Source organism: Marinobacter sp. 3-2, assembly GCF_003751355.1.
Lineage (GTDB): Bacteria > Pseudomonadota > Gammaproteobacteria > Pseudomonadales > Oleiphilaceae > Marinobacter > Marinobacter adhaerens.
On sequence record NZ_RJUQ01000011.1, the window covers coordinates 1,137,817 to 1,156,631 of the forward strand.

Annotated in this window: 17 protein-coding genes; 11 read left to right on the forward strand and 6 right to left on the reverse strand. The window is 57.4% G+C overall.

All coding sequences use genetic code 11. From position 1 onward, the window contains the following. Nucleotides 1–119 precede the first annotated feature (119 nt). Complete coding sequence (locus EDB94_RS07165; RefSeq protein ID WP_088559084.1) at nt 120–1,484, forward strand: KamA family radical SAM protein; 1,365 nt, start codon at nt 120–122, stop codon at nt 1,482–1,484. Between the two features lie 55 nt (nt 1,485–1,539). On the opposite strand, the gene EDB94_RS07170 is transcribed toward EDB94_RS07165, so the two are convergent. From EDB94_RS07170 to trxA, 3 genes are all read right to left on the reverse strand, one after another. Then, entirely contained in the window at nt 1,540–1,773 is a 234-nt protein-coding gene (locus EDB94_RS07170; RefSeq protein ID WP_014578277.1) for a hypothetical protein, read from the reverse strand. A 63-nt stretch (nt 1,774–1,836) separates the two neighbouring features. Then, on the reverse strand, nt 1,837–2,163 hold the full coding sequence (locus tag EDB94_RS07175) for a hypothetical protein (RefSeq protein WP_014578278.1): 327 nt from the start codon (nt 2,161–2,163) through the stop codon (nt 1,837–1,839). Between the two features lie 85 nt (nt 2,164–2,248). Then, the gene (trxA, locus tag EDB94_RS07180) at nt 2,249–3,112 is read right to left on the reverse strand and encodes a thioredoxin (protein WP_014578279.1); all 864 of its coding nucleotides are present in this window, start codon (nt 3,110–3,112) and stop codon (nt 2,249–2,251) included. 207 nt (nt 3,113–3,319) lie between these two features. On the opposite strand from trxA, the gene lon reads away from it, so the two are divergent. Then, on the forward strand, nt 3,320–5,770 hold the full coding sequence (lon, locus tag EDB94_RS07185; RefSeq protein ID WP_108017894.1) for an endopeptidase La: 2,451 nt from the start codon (nt 3,320–3,322) through the stop codon (nt 5,768–5,770). A 28-nt stretch (nt 5,771–5,798) separates the two neighbouring features. On the opposite strand, the gene EDB94_RS07190 is transcribed toward lon, so the two are convergent. Beyond that, on the reverse strand, nt 5,799–6,293 hold the full coding sequence (locus EDB94_RS07190; RefSeq protein ID WP_008171562.1) for a MarR family winged helix-turn-helix transcriptional regulator: 495 nt from the start codon (nt 6,291–6,293) through the stop codon (nt 5,799–5,801). A 165-nt stretch (nt 6,294–6,458) separates the two neighbouring features. Between EDB94_RS07190 and EDB94_RS07195 the strand changes: the two genes are divergently transcribed. The 9 genes from EDB94_RS07195 (at nt 6,459) to EDB94_RS07235 (ending at nt 15,964) form a co-directional block, all read left to right on the forward strand. Beyond that, the gene (locus EDB94_RS07195; RefSeq protein WP_108017895.1) at nt 6,459–7,367 is read left to right on the forward strand and encodes a TPR end-of-group domain-containing protein; all 909 of its coding nucleotides are present in this window, start codon (nt 6,459–6,461) and stop codon (nt 7,365–7,367) included. Between the two features lie 154 nt (nt 7,368–7,521). Beyond that, a complete protein-coding gene (locus EDB94_RS07200; protein WP_014578283.1) occupies nt 7,522–8,634 on the forward strand; it encodes a branched-chain amino acid ABC transporter substrate-binding protein in 1,113 nt (370 codons plus the stop codon). Between the two features lie 161 nt (nt 8,635–8,795). Further along, complete coding sequence (gene livH / locus EDB94_RS07205; RefSeq protein WP_088559077.1) at nt 8,796–9,719, forward strand: high-affinity branched-chain amino acid ABC transporter permease LivH; 924 nt, start codon at nt 8,796–8,798, stop codon at nt 9,717–9,719. Beyond that, nucleotides 9,719–10,990, forward strand: a complete 1,272-nt coding sequence (locus EDB94_RS07210; protein WP_108017896.1) for a high-affinity branched-chain amino acid ABC transporter permease LivM — start codon at nt 9,719–9,721, stop codon at nt 10,988–10,990. The genes livH and EDB94_RS07210 overlap by 1 nt, the downstream gene beginning before the upstream one ends. A 6-nt stretch (nt 10,991–10,996) precedes the next feature. After that, nucleotides 10,997–11,752, forward strand: a complete 756-nt coding sequence (gene livG / locus EDB94_RS07215) for a high-affinity branched-chain amino acid ABC transporter ATP-binding protein LivG (protein WP_014578286.1) — start codon at nt 10,997–10,999, stop codon at nt 11,750–11,752. 9 nt (nt 11,753–11,761) lie between these two features. Then, nucleotides 11,762–12,463 carry an ABC transporter ATP-binding protein gene (locus tag EDB94_RS07220; protein WP_008171549.1) on the forward strand — a complete coding sequence of 234 codons (702 nt, stop codon included), beginning with the start codon at nt 11,762–11,764 and terminating at the stop codon, nt 12,461–12,463. 239 nt (nt 12,464–12,702) lie between these two features. Then, nucleotides 12,703–13,167: a DUF3015 domain-containing protein gene (locus EDB94_RS07225; protein WP_014578287.1), complete on the forward strand. Its 465-nt coding sequence runs from the start codon at nt 12,703–12,705 to the stop codon at nt 13,165–13,167. 89 nt (nt 13,168–13,256) lie between these two features. Next, nucleotides 13,257–15,122 (forward strand): DUF4105 domain-containing protein, encoded by a 1,866-nt coding sequence (locus EDB94_RS07230; RefSeq protein WP_108017897.1) that lies wholly within the window; start codon nt 13,257–13,259, stop codon nt 15,120–15,122. After that, nucleotides 15,092–15,964 (forward strand): alpha/beta hydrolase, encoded by an 873-nt coding sequence (locus EDB94_RS07235; RefSeq protein ID WP_108017898.1) that lies wholly within the window; start codon nt 15,092–15,094, stop codon nt 15,962–15,964. Before EDB94_RS07230 ends, EDB94_RS07235 begins: the two co-directional genes overlap by 31 nt. 51 nt (nt 15,965–16,015) lie before the next feature. On the opposite strand, the gene pnp is transcribed toward EDB94_RS07235, so the two are convergent. Next, nucleotides 16,016–18,130, reverse strand: coding sequence for a polyribonucleotide nucleotidyltransferase (gene pnp, locus EDB94_RS07240; protein WP_227497770.1), 2,115 nt, complete (start codon nt 18,128–18,130; stop codon nt 16,016–16,018). Nucleotides 18,131–18,488: 358 nt separating this feature from the next. Beyond that, the gene (rpsO, locus tag EDB94_RS07245; protein ID WP_008171539.1) at nt 18,489–18,758 is read right to left on the reverse strand and encodes a 30S ribosomal protein S15; all 270 of its coding nucleotides are present in this window, start codon (nt 18,756–18,758) and stop codon (nt 18,489–18,491) included. Between the last annotated feature and the right edge of the window lie 57 nt (nt 18,759–18,815).

The following is an 18,815-nucleotide window of genomic DNA, read 5'->3' on the forward strand; positions in this document are numbered from 1 at the left end:
AACTTTTTAATTAGACCTGAAAATAATCTCCCGTTTATGTATACTCGCCTGCCTGATTTTTAACCACCGAAAAGTGGTCGGACCACTTTTCTGTCATTGGCACCAACAGAGGGCGATCTATGAACTCCATCGTCACCTTTCCGAACCGGATTCCCACTACGGAGTTCGAGGAACGGCGTTTCAAGGTCTACACAGACCGCCAGCTCGACAAGATTGAAGTCATTCAGAATCTCCCTGAGGAGACGCTGTTTGAAATGAAGGTGGTAGCCAGCGTGCTACCTTTCCGGGTCAACGAATATGTGATCAATGAACTGATCAACTGGGACAAGGTTCCCAACGACCCGATCTATCAGCTTGTCTTCCCCCAGAAAGGCATGTTGAAAGAAGAGCATTACGAGCGCATGGCAACGATGCACCGTGAAGGTGCCGACAAAAAAGAGATCCAGGCGGTTGCCAAGGAAATCCGGGATGAACTGAACCCGCACCCGGCAGGCCAGATGGAAATGAACATGCCCGAGCTGGACGGTGAGGTGCTCGATGGTGTTCAGCACAAGTACCGCGAGACAGTGCTGTTTTTCCCGGCCCAGGGTCAGACCTGCCACTCTTACTGCACCTTCTGTTTCCGCTGGGCACAGTTTGTCGGTGACAAGGACCTGAAAATGGCCAGCACCGAAGCCGAGAAGCTCCACGGCTACCTGCAGGAGCACACCGAGGTAACCGACCTGCTGGTGACCGGTGGTGATCCAATGGTCATGAAAACCAAGAACCTGGTGCAGTATCTCGAGCCACTGCTGGAGCCCGAGTTCGACCACATCCAGACCATCCGCATAGGCACCAAGGCCCTCACCTTCTGGCCCTACCGCTTTGTGACGGATAAAGATGCGGATGAGCTGATCGATCTGTTCGCCCGTCTCGTGGACGCAGGCAAGCACGTGGCCATCATGGCCCACTACAACCACTGGCAGGAAATCACCACCGAGATCGCCGAAGAGGCCATCCGCCGTATCCGCGCCACCGGCGCCGAGATCCGAGCCCAGGGCCCGCTGATCAAGCACGTCAACGACGATGCCGACGCCTGGGCCAAGCTGTGGAAGAAAGAAGTGCAGCTGGGCATCATCCCCTACTACATGTTTGTAGAGCGGGACACCGGTGCCAAAAACTACTTTGAAGTACCTCTCGCCGAAGCCTTCCACATCTATCGGGAAGCCATGAAAAAGGTCAGCGGCCTGGCCCGGACCGCCCGCGGCCCCTCCATGAGCGCCGGCCCCGGCAAGGTGGAGATTCAGGGTATAACTGAAATCAACGGCGAGAAGGTGTTCGTCCTGCGCTTCCTGCAGGGTCGTAATCCGGACTGGGTTCAGCGCCCGTTCTTCGCCAAGTACAGCGAGACGGCCACCTGGCTACACGAGCTGGAACCGGCCTTTGGCGAAGAGAAGTTCTTCTTTGAAGATGAGTATGAAGCCATGAAGAGGGGCAACGGCTAAAGGCCGGCCCTGGCGTGATATAAAAGCGGCCCCAGTGACGGGGCCGCTTTGCTTTTCAGCGATTGGAACGACGCGCTTTCCAGTTGGGAATAACCCAAAAAACCAGGGCTCCAAATACAGCCCCAATAATGCCAATCAACGCTACCTGCAGACCACCATTACCCAGAACCCCGTCCTGGACGTTCTCCATCGCCAGCAAGCCGGCAATGAGGATCCATGGAGTGAGAAGAATAAGGGCGCTCAAAGCCAGGAATCGCTGAATTCGACGATCATCTTTTCGACTACGCATAACGACCTCTCCCAATAAATGAGCCTATGAATACTGCATCTATTAGTCATTGGATCAGGTTCGTTATTTTTGCCTCACAAACTTGGGCACAAACCCCTCTGGCTTGTCCCTGAGCCACTCAACAAACGTCCGCAACTCCTCCAGCTGCAGCAGCTTTTCCCGGGTGTTGAAGTACAGACCCAATTCGTATTCCGAGCGAGCTTTATGAATGGCGTTATGACACGGCCTGCACACCCACAGGGTTCGGGTGATCAGATCTTCTTTGGTGAACAGTTTCTGGAAGCGCTTCTTCCGATGCAGGTGCTTGGGGATAAGGTGGTGCCGGGTGAGCCTGGCAACCGGGCGTTCGCAGAGTTCGCAATTGTCTGGCTGGGGTGGGAGCTTGAGCATTGTGTTTGCTTGAACGAGGGCCGGATGAAGACATTCACCCCGCCCCGGATTCAACCTCGGGTTCTGATCGCCCCGAGCAACCTAATCAGTGCATCAGGGTATAGAGCTTTCGCCGATAGGTCCGCACATCCGGGTTATTGTTACCCAGCTTGTCGAACAGCTCGATCAGCGTTGTCTTGGCCACTTCGTCCTTGTATTTACTGTCCACCTGCATCAAACGGATCAGAAGATCCATGGCCTCGGCGTTGTTCTCCTGTAATACGTGATGGAGCGCCAACTGATGCAGTGCGTTCGGGTCTTTGGGATCCTGCTCCAGCGCCATTTCGAGATCCTTGATCGGTGGCAGCTCGGCAGACTGCCGGAGAAACTTCAGGCGGGCCGCCAACTGCTTTGCCTGGTGCTGCATCTTCTCCTCCGGCGGAAGGCTTTCCAGTACCTGTTCAGCCGTCTCAAGATCACCCATCTCCGCTTTCAGCTGGGCAAGATCAATCAGTACCTTCAGGTTCTCGGGATCCTCCTGGTTCATCTGCGACAGGATGGCCAGCGCTCCCTCAACATCGCCCTCTTCCCAGATCCGATGGGCCTTGTCATACGGATCCTCCTTTGGCGCTTCAACATGCTTGTCCAGAACCTTGCGGATTTCGTTTTCCGGCAGCGCACCGTTAAATCCATCCACCGCCTGGCCATTCTTGACCAGAATGACCGTTGGCAGACTGCGCACACCAAGGCTGGAGGTAAGCTGCTCTTGCTCGTCCGCGTTCACCTTGGCGAGCATAAACGCGCCCTGGTAATCCTCAGCGAGCTTTTCCAGCAAGGGCATCAACTGCTTGCACGGAGCGCACCACTCAGCCCAGACATCGACCAGAACGGGTGTGCTGGCAGAGGCTTCCATCACCTTCTGCTGAAAGTTTTCCATGGTAGCGTCAAAAATATACGGAGAGTTGCTCATGCAAGGCACCTGAAAAGTCGTATGAATCATCGGAAACTGCAAGAGACATGGGGCCAACTCCCGGAAATTCAAGCGCCAACAGCGCCAACCCAACTCCTTGAAATCACCGTATCTGCCGTTACATAGCTAATAAGCAACGCCCCGGGGCAACGACGCAGCAGCCCGTCCCGGGCAGATTCACAACCTTTCCGGATGGATACTCGCGGCATGAATGATGAGACGCAAAACGATTCACTAGAGGAATTCGAAGAGGACGTGACCGAATATATCGGCAAGGACGAGCACAGCAAGAGCCTTGCCCTGCCCCAGCAAATGATGCCCCGGCGCATGTACGTGCTGCCGGTTTCGAACCGCCCGTTTTTCCCGGCCCAGGTGCAGCCTGTGGTGGTCAACCAGAACCCGTGGCAGGAAACCCTGAAGCGGGTCGGCGAAACCGACCACAAGGTCATGGGTATCTGTTTTGTGGAAGAAGAGGATGCGGAGGCAGGCGTACCTGCCAGCGAACAGCTGGAGACCGTCGGCTGCGCCGTGCGCGTACATCATGCCCAGAACGAAAGCGGCAAGGTTCAGTTCATTGCCCAGGGGCTCCAGCGCTTCCGGATTGTCCAATGGTTACGCCGCAAACCGCCTTACCTGGTTGAAGTGGAATATCCGGCAGAACCGGAAGAAGAGGCAGACGAACTCAAGGCCTACACCCTCGCCATTATCAGCGCGATCAAGGAGCTGCTGCGCACCAATCCGCTGTACGGTGAGGAGGTAAAACAGTACCTGTCCCGGTTCGGACCGGATGACAGTTCTCCGCTTGCCGACTTTGGCGCCTCGATGACCAGCGCTCCGGGTAACGAATTGCAGGATGTGCTGGACACCGTTCCCCTGCTCCGCCGCATGGAAAAAGTCCTGCTCCTGATGCGCAAGGAACAGGAAGTCGCTCGGCTCCAGTCGGAAATCAGCGAAGAGGTTAACGCCAAGGTACAGAAGCACCAGCGCGAGTTCTTCCTGAAGGAACAGCTCAAGGTCATCCAGCGTGAGCTGGGCATGGCCAAGGACGACAAGACTGCGGACGTGGAACGTTTCGAGCAGCGCATGGCAGAGCTGCAACCGCCCGAGGCTGTGCAGGAGCGTTTCCGGGATGAACTCGAAAAACTGCAGGTGCTGGAACAGGGCTCCCCGGAATATGGCGTTACCCGTAACTATCTGGACTGGCTGACCCAGGTTCCCTGGGGCATTCACTCGGAAGACCACTTCGATTTGGCCGAAGCACGGCGGATACTCGACCGCGATCACGACGGCCTCGACGATGTGAAAGACCGAATCATCGAATTTCTGGCGGAAGGAACGTTCAAGGGCGAGGTCAGCGGTTCGATCCTCTTGCTGGTAGGCCCACCGGGCGTTGGCAAGACGTCCATAGGCCATTCCGTGGCGGACGCACTGGGCCGGAAATTCTACCGCTTCAGCGTGGGCGGCATGCGTGATGAAGCCGAAATCAAGGGCCACCGTCGCACCTACATCGGCGCCATGCCGGGCAAGTTTGTTCAGGCGCTGAAGGATTCCAAGGTTGCGAACCCGGTGATCATGCTGGACGAGATCGACAAGATCGGCGCTTCCTTCCAGGGTGACCCGGCATCCGCCCTGCTGGAAACGCTGGACCCGGAACAGAACCGGGACTTTCTTGATCACTACCTCGATGTTCGTATGGACCTCTCAAAGGTTCTGTTCATCTGCACGGCCAACCAGCTGGACACGATTCCGCGGCCGCTGCTGGACCGCATGGATGTCATTCGTCTGTCCGGCTACATCGCGGAAGAGAAGCTGGCCATCGCCAAGCACTTCCTGCTTCCCAGGCTGCTGAAGCGGGCTGGGCTGCTGAAAAAGCAGCTCAACATCACGGACGCAGCGATCAAGCAGGTTATTGAGGGCTATGCGCGAGAGGCGGGCGTGCGGAGCCTGGAAAAACTCCTGCACAAGATACTCCGCAAGGGGATCGTGAAGCTGCTGGAAAATCCGGACCAGCCGGTCAAGGTGGGCGTGTCGGATCTGCAGAGTTATCTGGGGCAGCCTTCGTTCAAGAAAGAGAAATCCCTGAAAGGTACCGGCGTTGTCACTGGCCTGGCCTGGACCGCCATGGGCGGGGCCACCCTGAGCATTGAGGCCTCCAGGATTCACAGCTCGCAACGCGGCTTCAAACTGACGGGCCAGCTGGGTGATGTCATGAAGGAGTCCGCAGAAATCGCCTACAGCTATGTGTCCTCAAACCTCAAGCGCTTCAAAGGCGACCCGACTTTCTTCGACAAGTCCTTCGTGCACTTGCACGTGCCCGAAGGCGCCACGCCGAAGGATGGCCCCAGTGCCGGCGTCACCATGGCAACCGCCCTGCTGTCGATCGCACGACGGGAAGCACCGCAGCAGTACATCGCCATGACCGGGGAGCTGACCCTGACCGGACAGGTGCTGCCGGTGGGCGGTATTCGCGAGAAAGTGATTGCGGCGCGGCGACAGAAAATCAGCAATCTGATCCTGCCGGAAGCCAATCGGGGCGATTACGAGGAGCTGCCGGAGTACCTGAAGGAAGGCCTGGTGGTGAACTTTGCCAAGCATTACAGCGATGTTTTCCAGGTGTGCTTCGGCAATAAGCCGAGGAAAGGGTCTTCGGTGCACTAATAGCAGGAGAAAGCCTGGCTCATTGAGGTCAGGCTTTTTCCTTCCATCCGTCATCCTTGAGAACTGACCCAACGGTCAGCACCGGTGATGCATCAATATCATCGGCATCCATCATGTTGGCCACCCGCTGAAGCGAGGCCAGAATCATGGTTTGCTCCCACTCCGCCAGGCTCTGGAATTTCTGAATGAAATCCTCCTGCAACGGATTGGGCGCCCGGGCCAGAAGATCTGCGCCTTCCTCGGTCAGGTGCGCGTGAACCTTACGTTTGTCCTGGGTGCTGCGTACCCGATAAACCAGTTTCCGATGCTCCAGGCGGTCCAGAATCGTCGTGACCGTTGCCTGGCTGAGGCTGACCTTTTCGGCAATAGTGCCGATAGTCACCTCGCCCAGATCCCGAATCGTTCTCATGATCAGCAGCTGGGGCCCCGTGAGCCCGGCATGCTTGCTGAGGCGCTTCGAATGAAGGTCCGTCGCCCGGATAACCCGCCTGAGAGCCACCAGTACATCTTCATAACTGTTCACAGCAATACTCCGATTCGGTCATGGGAATTTCTTTATACCCCTAACTATTAGAGGTCTTTGCACCCGTGATTGCAAGTCAGGGAGATTCCCGGCATTTTTTCAGCCGTCCACTATGCTAAGGTTTCCCACTTGTGCCACTTACGACAGACGGACGGAATGCGCCCGATGATCAAGTATTTCCTGCCTTTTCTTTTGATGACAACATTTACTGGTACCCTCCTCGCCCAGGATAAACTGGGGCCAGAGAAAGAGCTCACCGCAGAGGATCTGGAAGAGAGCATCAAAACGCTGGACGAACCCATGTATACGCCCTTTGTGGAGCTGTACCTGCTGGAAGAAAGCAAAGCGTTGCGCAAGGAAATGCAGAATACCCGGGCAGAGCTGATCGAAAAGGTGGTCGACAAGGAGCTGTCGGTAGCGGACAAGACCATGTCCTATGCCACAGACACCGTCACCTACTTTTTCTACCTGATCGCTGGCGCCACCTCTATTCTCGTTGTTATCGGCTGGAACTCCATCCGGGATATGCGCAATCAGCTGACCAGCCTGGCCGAAAAACGGGTCAACGAGCTGGTGATCGAGTATGAGCAGCGGCTTGAGTTCATCGAGGACCAGCTCAAGCAAAAATCCGACATCATTCACCAGAACCAGGCCGAGATTGAGCGCACCAACGAAGTGCACTCCCTGTGGCTGAAAGCCAGCCAGGAAACCTCACAGCAGAACAAGATTTCCGCCTACGACCAGATTCTGGATCTTCGCCCGGATGATGTGGAAGCTCTGAGCTACAAGGCCGACGCTGTCCTGGAAATGCAGGAACCGTTGTGGGCCATCAGTCTCTGCCAACGGGCGCTGAAGCTTGCACCGGATAATGGCCACGCGCACTATCAGCTGGCATGCGCCTATGCGGAAATCGGCCGCTGGGACGACGCGGTCAGTACCTTGAAGAAAGCTATTGAAATTTCCGAGGCATACCGCGACGATGCTTCCGTAGACGTGAGTTTTGACCAGCTCCGCGAACATGAGAGCTTCCGGGTGCTGGTCTCAGAGGATGAAGAAGACGGCAGGGACGCGTGACAACGTTCAGAGCGGCACGGGTTTTGCCTTTGCAGACAGGCCCGTGTTCCGGAGCAAACTCCAGAGCCATCTGCTTGACAAGCAGTGAGGTGTGGTGTTTGTTTAACTCTCTGAGAACACAAGAATAACCCTGAAATAAAACAGGACAGACTCAATGAGAACTTCAGTAAAAAAACTCGTAACCGCTGTTAGTACTTCCGTCGCCCTGATGGGTGCCGGCCACGCCGCCGCAGAAATCCAGATCGGTATCGCCGGCCCCATGACTGGCCCCGTAGCCCAGTATGGTGACATGCAATTCTCCGGCGCCCGCATGGCGATCGAGCAGATCAACGCCAATGGCGGTGTCATGGGCGAAGAGCTCGTTGCCGTTGAATACGACGACGTGTGTGACCCGAAGCAGGCCGTAACGGTTGCCAACAGCCTGGTCAACGACGGCGTTCGTTTCGTAATTGGCCACCTGTGCTCCAGCTCTACCCAGCCCGCATCTGACATCTACGAAGATGAAGGCATCCTGATGGTGACGCCGGCTTCCACCAGCCCGGAAATTACCGAGCGTGGCTATGAGCTGGTATTCCGCACCATCGGCCTGGACAGCATGCAGGGCCCGGTCGCGGCTCGTTACATTGCTTCCCAGAACCCGGAACGCGTTGCTATCGTTCACGACAAGCAGCAGTACGGTGAAGGTATTGCCACCGCTGTTCGTGACACCCTGAAGGACGCTGGCGTTGAAATCGCCATGTTTGAAGGCATCACCGCCGGTGACAAGGACTTCTCATCACTGGTCACCAAGCTCAAGCAGGCCGATGTGGATTACGTCTACTACGGCGGTTACCACCCGGAACTGGGCCTGATCCTGCGCCAGGCAAACTCTGCTGACCTGGATGCCCGTTTCATGGGCCCCGAAGGTGTGGGTAACAAGGACATCAACACCATCGCCGGCGAAGCCGCCGAAGGTCTCCTGGTAACCCTGCCACCGGCGTTCGACCAGAAAGCCGAAAACCAGGCGCTGGTGAAGGCGTTCGAAGACAAGGGTGAAGATCCTTCCGGTCCGTTCGTTCTGACCTCCTACACCGCTGTCCAGTTGGTTGCCGAAGGCATTGAAGCCGCTGGCTCCACCGATCCGTTCGATGTTGCTGCTGCGCTGCGCGAAGGCACTTTCCAGACTCCGATCGGCACCGTTGAATACGACAAGGCCGGCGACATGAAGTCATTCGAGTTTGTTGTGTACGAATGGCATTCAGATGGAAGCAAAACTCCGGTAAACTAAGCCAAATCGTTAACAAACGGTAATCATGAGAACACCTTCTCACCGCGATCCGGGAGAAGGTGTTTTTCTAGGCTCCTGTTGATCCTCCCCCACTTCCTGCCCGGATATCCCGGACACGGGGTGTGGTAGCGGAGGGAGCAGGCTTTCGGAGTCCCATAACAATGCAAGACCTCCTTTATTTCTCACAGCAGCTCATTAACGGGCTGACGATCGGGAGCACTTACGCCCTGATCGCCATCGGCTACACGATGGTTTACGGCATCATCGGCATGATCAACTTTGCCCATGGTGAAATCTATATGATCGGTGCCTACACGGCGCTGATTGCCATTACCGGCCTCGCCGCTCTTGGCGTTGCCTGGTTGCCACTGATCCTGATCGTCGCACTGCTGTGTGCCATGATCGTCTCCAGCTCCATGGGCTGGGCAGTGGAACGGGTGGCCTACCGGCCCGTGCGGGGGCGTCACCGTCTGATCCCGCTGATCTCCGCCATCGGCATGTCCATCTTCCTGCAGAACTACGTTCACCTGGCACAGGGATCCCGCAACATTGGTTTCCCGGCCCTGATCGACGGTGGTTTCAACTTCGGTTCCGGTGACGGTTTCCAGATGTCCCTGTCCTATATGCAGATCACCATCTTCATCACCACACTGGTCTGTATGACAGCCCTGTCCCTGTTTATATCCCGTTCGCGGACTGGCCGCGCCTGCCGGGCGGTGTCACAGGACCTGGGTATGGCCAACCTGCTGGGCATCGACACCAACCGGATCATCTCGGCAACCTTTGTGATCGGTGCGGCACTGGCAGCCGTTGCCGGCCTGCTTCTGGGCATGTACTACGGTTCGGTTGATCCTCTGTTCGGCTTCATTGCCGGCTTGAAAGCCTTTACCGCAGCGGTACTTGGCGGTATTGGCAGCATACCCGGCGCGATGCTGGGCGGACTGATACTGGGCGTGGCAGAGAGCATGACCTCCGGCTACCTCAGCGGTGAGTACAAGGATGTGATCTCGTTCAGCCTGCTGATTCTGATTCTGCTGTTCAAACCCACCGGCCTGCTCGGCAAACCGGAGGTTGAGAAGATCTGATGGCTGCTAACAATTTCAGACACGCGCTCTTCTGCGCGTTCATTACACTGATCATTTCCTACCCGATCATTGGCTTCAATCTTGAGGCGCAGGGCATCAACGTGACCCTGACCGGCGCCGATGCCACCACCATCGTGATGGTATTGCTCGCGGCGGTGATCGTATTCCTGTTCCAGATGTTCCGGGAACAGATCATGGGGGGCCTGAAGAGCATTCCCCATCCTCTGCCCCAATCCAACAAGGAGCCGATGGCGGAAAACCGCCGCGCAAAGATCGAATCCTGGGTACTGACCGGCATCGTGGTTCTCGCCCTGTTCTGGCCGTTCTTCGTGTCACGCGGTGCGGTGGATCTGGCGACCCTGGTGCTGATCTACATCATGCTGGCCCTTGGCCTGAACGTGGTGGTTGGCCTGGCCGGGCTGCTGGACCTGGGCTATGTGGCGTTCTACGCCGTGGGCGCCTACACCTTTGCCCTGCTCTCCCAGTACACCGGCATTTCGTTCTGGCTGGCGCTGCCTATTGGTGCTCTGCTTGCCGCATTGTTCGGTCTGGTGTTGGGCTTTCCGGTACTCCGGTTGCGGGGGGATTATCTGGCCATCGTAACCCTCGGGTTTGGCGAGATCATCCGGATACTCCTGAACAACTGGACGACGCTGACTGGTGGCCCCAACGGCATTGGTGGCATCCCCGATCCAACCCTGTTCGGCATGGAATTCGGGCGCCGGGTGAAGGAAGAGGGCAACACCTCGTTCCACGAAACCTTCGGCATCGCCTACAGCGGTGAACACAAGGTTATCTTCCTGTACCTCATTGCCCTGGTTCTGGCGGTATTCACCGCGCTCGTAATCCGTCGATTCATGCGGATGCCCGTGGGCCGGGCCTGGGAAGCACTGCGGGAAGACGAGATCGCTGCCCGCTCCCTGGGTCTCAGCCGCACCGCAGTGAAGCTGTCCGCCTTTACCATTGGCGCCTTCTTTGCCGGTTTCGCCGGCACTGTGTTCGCCTCCAAGCAGGGCTTCATCAGCCCGGAATCGTTTGTCTTCCTGGAGTCTGCCATCATCCTGGCGATCGTGGTTCTCGGCGGCATGGGTTCCCAGATCGGCGTGGTACTGGCAGCAATCGCTGTCACCATCCTGCCGGAACTGGCCCGTGAGTTCTCCGAATACCGCATGCTGATCTTCGGTGCCGCCATGGTGCTGATGATGGTCTGGCGTCCGCAGGGCCTGATGCCCATGCGCCGCATTCATATTGAACTGAAAAGGCAGGAGTGACAGACGATGCTTGAAGTACAGAATCTGTCCATGCGCTTTGGCGGCCTGCTGGCGGTAGACGAAGTGTCTCTGGACGTTCAGGAACACGAGATCGTGTCCATCATCGGCCCCAACGGGGCTGGAAAAACCACTGTATTCAACTGCATGAGCGGTTTTTACAAGCCCACGGGCGGTAAGATCCTGTTCGAGGGCAAGGAAGTACAGGGCAAGCCTGACTACAAGATCTCCCGTCTGGGGATGGTTCGCACTTTTCAGCATGTCCGGCTGTTCAGCCAGATGACGGTGGTGGAAAACCTGCTCGTGGCACAACATCGCCACCTGAACACCAACCTGATTTCCGGCCTCATCCAGACACCCAGTTACCGGAAGAAAGAGCAGAAATCCCTGGACCGGGCCGCCTACTGGCTGGATCGGGTAGGCCTGCTCGACATGGCCAACCGGGAGGCTGGCAACCTGGCCTATGGCCAGCAACGGCGCCTGGAGATTGCCCGCTGCATGGTCACCGAGCCCAAGCTGTTAATGCTCGACGAGCCGGCAGCCGGCCTCAACCCGGCGGAAACCAAGGAACTCAACCAGCTGATTATCAGCCTGAAAGAGGACTATAACGTTTCCGTAGTGCTGATTGAGCACGACATGAGCCTGGTAATGGATATTTCCGACCGCATCAACGTCATCAACCAGGGCCGCCCCCTGGCCAGTGGCACACCGGAAGAAATCCGCCAGAACGACGACGTGATCAAAGCCTATCTGGGCGAGGCCTGAGGTAAACACATGCTAGTACTAGAAGATGTCCATACCCACTACGGCAAGATCGAGGCCTTGCACGGGGTGTCTGTCGAAGTCAAAAAGGGTGAGATCGTCTCGCTGATCGGCGCCAACGGCGCCGGCAAGACCACGCTGCTGATGACCGTCTGCGGTAACCCCCGGGCCAGTTCAGGACGCATTTTCCTGGAGGGCCGGGAAATCACCAACGAATCCACGGCGCAGATCATGCGCTCCGGCATCGCCATTGTTCCGGAGGGGCGTCGGGTGTTCTCGGGCCTGACCGTGGAGGAAAACCTCCACATGGGTGGTTTCTTCAACACCAAGGCCGAAATCCGCAAGAGCCAGGAGCACGTCTACGAGCTCTTCCCGCGCCTCAAGGAACGTGAACATCAGCGTGCCGGCACCATGTCCGGCGGCGAGCAGCAAATGCTGGCTATCGGGCGGGCCCTGATGAGCAGGCCAGAGATGATCATCCTAGATGAACCATCACTGGGCCTGGCACCGCTGATTATCAAGCAGATCTTCGAGATCATCGGCCAGCTTCGCGAGGAAGGCATTACGGTTTTCCTCGTCGAGCAGAATGCCCACCAGGCCCTCAACCTGGCAGACCGGGGTTACGTGCTGGAAACCGGAAAGATTCGCCTGCACGACACGGGCAAGAATCTGCTCAACAACCCGGATGTCCAGAACGCCTACCTGGGCGGCTGATCCTGGATCCTTGCCTCGAAGCGTAAAACCGGAGCATGCACGCTGCTCCGGTTTTTTTTGGGCTAAATCAAATACTCACCAATCTTTAAACTTGCGTTGGCTGGATTTCAACTATACTCAGATCAACGGTCAACCTGTCTCCACAAGACCAGTCAGGGCCGTTTTCGCAATGCTGCTCCACGTCAGGGGCAGCATTGTGTATTGCGACGACAGCTTTAAACCACAGGAAGGAGTGGATAATGAAAAAACTGATCGCAGGTGCAATTCTTCTTGGTGCCTCTTCTATGGCCTTTGCCCAACCGGGCTGTGGCGTCGGTGCCATGATCTGGAAAGGACAATCCGGCATTGCCCCCCACGTACTCGCTGCAACCACCAACGGTACCTTTGGTAACCAGACGTTTGGTATGACCACAGGCACCCTTGGCTGCCAGACCAACCAGTCTGTTCAGTCCATGGCCATGTACATGGACAGCAACATCGACAAGGTGGCCCGGGACATGTCCCGCGGTTCCGGTGAGAACCTGGACACCCTGGCAGTGCTTCTGGGCGTCGACGAAGCTGACCGGGACACCTTCCGCAAGGTGCTGCAGGACAACTTTGCCACCATTTTCCCGAACTCTGACACCACCTCCGGCGAAGCCGTGGACGCCATCGTCGCGCTCCTGGAGCAAAACGAGTCACTCAGCAAATACGTAGCAGCCTGATCCAGGCTCCTTGAAGGGACTCTCATGCGCCAGGGACGGCGCATCGTTCCATTCTCTACCCTGTTCAACCCCGGATGCAGCACCAACCCATGGGCAACATGCTTCGCATTGGGCCAGCCCTGATCTGGCTTGCAGTCAGCCTGCCGACCCAGGCCAATTCGCCTGAACACGCAACCGAGCTCCATCTCGACCCTGCCTGGCTCACACTCATTCATTATCAACCCGACAGGTTTGGTAGCGGATATACCAGCCAGGCCGACGATCCGGCCTTTTTCCTGAGCGAAAATGGCAAGCACTCCCCCTGGGCAGAGTTCAAGGCCACCCTGGATGCTATCCAGAAAGACGGGGAAGGCGACGACCACGCCCTCTGCCGCTTCCCGGCACGGGCAACCTGGCTCAGTCAGCAACTTGATCTGTCGCTACCGGAAATCGAGTGTCCCGGCTTCCAGGAATGGTCGGAAACATTGAACACCGAGACGGTGACCCTGGTGTTTGCCGCCTCTTACCTCAACAGCCCGTCTTCCATGTTCGGGCACACGTTTCTGCGCCTGGACCCACCCCAGGATGACGAAGAAACCAACCTGCTGCTGGCCAACACGATCTCCTATGCCGCTGATGCCGCCGCCCACGACAGTGAACTGCTGTTCGCGTACAAGGGCATTTTCGGCGGCTATCCCGGCATCACTACGGTCCAGCCGTACTACGAGAAAATTCGGCTTTACTCCGACATCGAACATCGTGACCTGTGGGAGTACAAACTGAATCTCACCCAGGATGAAGTGGACCTGATGATCGCCCATGCCTGGGAGATCAGGGACCGGAATTTCGATTACTACTTCTTCGACGAGAACTGTGCCTATCGCCTGTTGGCGCTGATAGACATTGCCCGCCCGGGCACGGACCTTTTGGGGGAAGTAAGCACTCACGCCATTCCGTCGGACACGGTTCGCTGGGTGGTCGACAAGGATCTGGTCAGCGAAGTCTACTACCGGCCTTCGGCTGCCACATCGGTGGCCTACAGTCTCTCAACCCTGCCCGACGATCAGCAGACCCTTGCGGCAGCGGTCGCCAACGGATATGTAGCCGCTGATGGTAGCGAAGTGAAGTCACTGCCAGCCGAGCAACGAGCACATGTTCTGGACGCCACCTACGATTATGTTCGATACAAGAGCGAGGCCGACGGTTGGCCCCGTGAAATCGCCGCACCACTCTCCCATGACCTGTTGAGAGAGCGCAGCCAGATCAGCGACGTCGCACCGCCCGAGGAACCACCAGAACCGGTAGTTCGGGATGATCAGGGCCACGACACCTTCCGCCTGAGCCTCGGAGCAGGCCAGCAGGCACACAGGGAATTCACCCAGTTGACCCTGCGCCCGGCCTACCACGATGTGCTGGACCCGCCGGCCGGCTACCGTACCGGCGCCCAGCTGCAGTTCCTCCGACTCGACGCGCGCCTGTATACCGACAACGACGAACTTCAACTGGAGCAGCTTACCGGCGTGGAAATCCGCTCCCTGAGCCCGCGGAACGCCTTTTTCTCGCCACTGTCCTGGCAGGTAGGTTTTGGTGGCCGCCGCACCGACACTGGCAACGATCGGGTCCTGACGCCCTATCTTGAGGGCGGAGCCGGCGGCAGCTGGCGCCTTGGCAACCAGACCCAGGCCTTTGCCATGGCCACCGCCGACCTGGAGATCGACGACGACCTGCGCCGAGGCTACGATGCTGCCCCGGGCGCCGACATCGGCCTGCTGCACCAGAACAACCAGTTCAGCCTGCTTGCCGGCGCAAAAACCAAGGCCTGGATCGTTAGCAGCCAACACCGCCAGGATCAGCTTTACGCCAAAGCCAACTGGCACATCGGCCGCGAGTTCAGTCTGTTTGCCGAGTTCACCCGGGAAGACCACTACGACAGGTATCAAAGCCTATGGCACGCCGGAATCCATGCGTATTTCTGACCGCCACCACGGCCCGGTTAAGCGGGCTTCTGGTTGCGCTTCTGCTGCTATCCGGTTGCAGCAGCGTCTTCTTCTACCCGGATCGGGTGACTTACATCACCCCGGACCGACTGAACCTCGAATACGAAGACATCTACCTCGACACAGCCGACGGCGAAACCCTCCATGGCTGGTGGCTGCCCGCAGAGGCCCCTGAGAAGAACGCCAGGGGCACAGTCTATTTCCTGCATGGCAATGCCCAGAACGTCAGCAGCCACATCCTCAACGTAGCGTGGCTGCCCGAGAAAGGCTACAACGTCTTTACCATCGACTACCGGGGCTACGGCAAATCCACCGGTGACCCGGACATCGAAGGCGCGCTGCACGACGTGGAAACCGGCCTGCGTTGGCTGGCCCAAAAACCTGACGTGACCGACCGCCCCCTATACATCCTCGGCCAGAGCCTCGGCGGCGGTCTCGGAATCGCCCTGGCCAGTGAATGGACCCAGAGGGACGAACGGCCAAGACTGGATGGCGTCATTCTGGACGGTACGTTTTCAGGGTTCCGAAACATCGCCCGGGAAAAACTCGGCGAATTCTGGCTCACCTGGCCGTTGCAGATTCCGCTAAGCTGGACGATTCCTGATGACTACGAGGGCCTGGACCATATTCCCAGAATCAGCCCGGTGCCGGTCATGGTGATCCACAGCGTTCGGGACGGGATTATTCCCTTTCATCACGGTGTAGCGCTGTTTGAGGCCGCACAGGAGCCCAAGGAGTTCTTGCAGACGGATACGCCCCATGGGGCAACGTTTGTTATCCCGGGGTACCGGAAGGAAATGATTCGGTTTATGTCGCAATAAAAAACCCGCCAATCCAGAGGAAAGGCGGGTTTTTATCAAGCCCGAAAACGATCAGGCAGAGAAATCGGTCGGCTGATCGCCTTCCTTGATTTCCTTCATGGACAGCTTCACGCGACCACGGTTGTCCACATCCAGCACCTTCACCAGAACTTCCTGACCTTCGCTCAGCTCGTCAGTCACGTTCTCGATGCGGCGATCAGAGATCTGGGAAATGTGCACCAGACCATCCTTGCCGGGCAGGATGTTAACGAAGGCACCGAAGTCCACAATGCGCTCTACACGACCTTTGTAGATGGCACCCACTTCGATCTCGGCCGTGATTTCCTTGACCCGGTTAACCGCCGCCTGGGCAGCTTCCTGGTTGTCGGCGTAGATCTTCACGTTGCCATCATCATCCAGATCGATGGAGGCGCCGGTCTCGTCACAGATCGCGCGGATAACAGAACCGCCCTTACCGATAACGTCGCGGATTTTCTCCGGATTAATCTTGATGGTGGTGATGCTCGGCGCACGGGCAGACAGCTCGGCACGAGGCTCGGAGATCACCTTGTTCATCTCGCCCAGGATATGCAGACGCGCAGCGTGAGCCTGCTCGAGAGCGATTTCCATGATCTCGTCGGTGATGCCGTTGATCTTGATATCCATCTGCAGGGCGGTCACGCCCTCCTGGGTACCGGCCACCTTGAAGTCCATGTCGCCCAGGTGATCTTCGTCACCCAGGATATCAGTCAGAACCGCGAACTTGTCGCCTTCCTTGACCAGACCCATGGCGATACCGGCAACCGGTGCCTTGATGGGTACACCCGCGTCCATCAGCGCCAGGCTGGAACCACAGACAGAGGCCATGGAGCTGGAACCGTTGGACTCGGTGATCTCAGAAACCGCACGGATAGCGTACGGGAATTCTTCCAGTGTCGGCATAACCGCCAGAACACCACGCTTGGCCAGACGACCGTGACCAACCTCGCGGCGGCCCGGGGTGCCTACACGGCCAGCTTCACCTACGGAGTACGGAGGGAAGTTGTAGTGGAACAGGAACGGATCCTTGCGCTCACCTTCCAGTGCATCAATGATCTGCACATCACGGGACGTACCCAGAGTAGTGGTCACGATGGCCTGGGTCTCGCCACGGGTAAACAGGGCGGAACCGTGTACGCTGGGCAGAACACCCACTTCAATTTCGATCGGACGGACAGTCTTGTTGTCACGACCATCGATCCGCGGCTTGCCATCAATGACCTGCTGGCGAACCACACTCTTCTCGATCTTGCCGAAGTACTTTTTGACTTCGTCTTCGGAAGGCTGGCCTTCCTCTTCACCGGCCAGTTTCTCAACGGCAGCGGCTTTTACTTCGCCAAGGCGCTCGTAGCGGGCCATTTTGTCACGGATGCCGTAGGCTTCCTCAATAGCACCGGCAAAGTCGGCCTTGATGGCATTCAGCAGCTCGGTGTTCTCGGCGGCCGGCTGCCAGTCCCAACGGGGCTTGCCGATTTCAGCAGCAAATTCCTTGATGGCGGTAACCGCTGTCTGCATTTCCTGATGACCATAAAGCACGCCGCCCAGCATCTGGTCTTCGGTCAGGCCTTTGGCTTCGGATTCCACCATCAGAACCGCGTCTTCAGTACCGGCAACGACCATATCCAGCAGGGAGGTCTGCAGTTCTTCAAACGTCGGGTTCAGGAAGTAACCGCGCTCGTTGGTGTAACCCACGCGGGATGCACCGATGGGGCCATCGAACGGAATACCGGAGATGGACAGAGCGGCAGAAGCCGCCAGCATCGCGGCAATATCCGGGTCCTGGTTCTTGCTGGAAGACATGACCGTGGTGATGACCTGAACTTCGTTCATGAAGCCGTTCGGGAACAGCGGACGAATCGGACGGTCGATCAGGCGGGAGGTCAGCGTTTCCTTTTCGGAAGGACGACCTTCGCGCTTGAAGAAGCCACCGGGGATTTTGCCCACGGCGTAGGTCTTCTCGAAGTAGTTCACGGTCAGCGGGAAGAACGGCTGGCCGGGCTTGGCTTCTTTGGCGCCAACAACGGTGCCGAGAACGGAAATATCATCCACGGTTACCAGTACGGAACCGGTTGCCTGACGGGCAATACGGCCGGTCTCCAGAGTGACGGTTTTGCCGCCAAGCTCAAATGATTTCTTGAAAGGTTTCAGATCCACAAAAAACTCCTGGTCTATCTGTTCCAGATTGATTCGTTCCGGGCGCCCCTGCGCTCGAAACCATAGTTCTGCAGATGATGTGCTGTGGTCTGAAGAGCAACCCGTCTGAAAGCTAACAGGCTGTTGCAAAACCCCGGTCTGGGAGGCGGCAGTTCCGGAGGCCGCCAGGCCCGGGCTTTTCAACAACCTGCTATCAATTTCGGCTTTCCATTACGACAGGGAATCCTTCGAACACACAGACAATCCAACTGCAGTGGGAAAAAACACAACCAGCAGTCCCCGCGAGGAGGACTGCTGGTTGACGACTGCCGCCGGACGTACCGGCACAGCCCTCAGGTCGTAAAGACCCGGATTAGCGACGCAGACCCAGACGCTGGATGAGCTCCAGGTAACGATCGGCGTTCTTGCGCTTGAGGTAGTCCAGCAGCTTACGACGCTGGTTTACCATCCGGATCAGGCCGCGGCGGGAATGGTGATCCTGCTTGTTGGCCTTGAAGTGATCCTGCAGCTTGTTGATGTTCGCGCTCAGCAGTGCCACCTGAACTTCAGGGGAACCGGTATCGCCATCACCTTGCTGAAAATCCTTAACGATCTGTGCTTTCTCGTTGGCAGAAAGTGCCATAACTCACCTCATTGTTTGCGATGCTTTCGAATACGGCCGAACCGCGCATCTCTACAG